This is a genomic window from Vibrio sp. 704 (genome assembly GCF_033339295.1).
Genome location: NZ_JAWOUH010000894.1, coordinates 1 through 544 on the forward strand (window position 1 = coordinate 1; position 544 = coordinate 544).

General features: G+C 48.0%; 1 pseudogene. It reads right to left on the bottom strand.

Annotation, left to right across the window (positions count from 1 at the left end):
* Window positions 1–544: pseudogene (locus tag R7R24_RS29740) on the bottom strand (glutamate--cysteine ligase); the annotation flags it as partial.

Genomic DNA, 544 nt, shown 5'->3' on the forward strand with positions numbered 1-544 from the left:
GAGTAATGTTGGTAACCGTGAGCCAGATTTTCTTCACGGAACTTCATGCCAAGAGCACAACCTACTTTGCCAAGTCCACCAAGTTCTTTGGTTAGCTCAAGCAATTGACCAGAAATCGTCAGTTCAGGGTTATCAATCCATGCTTCTAGCTTGTCACATACAGCTTGGTAAGCGTCGCCACCAGCCGCAGAATCCATCTCTACTGCAATTTGGCGCAACTCAACGAATACTCGCTTCGCCCAATCTTGCAAAGATAAGCGTTCACCTTGGCAACCGATCTGCAGCATCAAACCTTTTTCACGACCAGAGATGATCACTTTGTTCCAGTTGTCACGCCAGCATTCTAGTTCACAGTTATCCATTGGGTCAGAATCTGACAACGCCGCCCACGTTAGGAAAAGATCTAAGAAACGAACTTGCTCTTCGCTAACACCAACGGCACTGAATGGGTTCACATCTAATGAGCGCACTTCAATGTATTCCACGCCCGCACGACTCAATGCATCTGATGGCTTCTCCCCACTTTTCGCTACGCGTTTCGGGC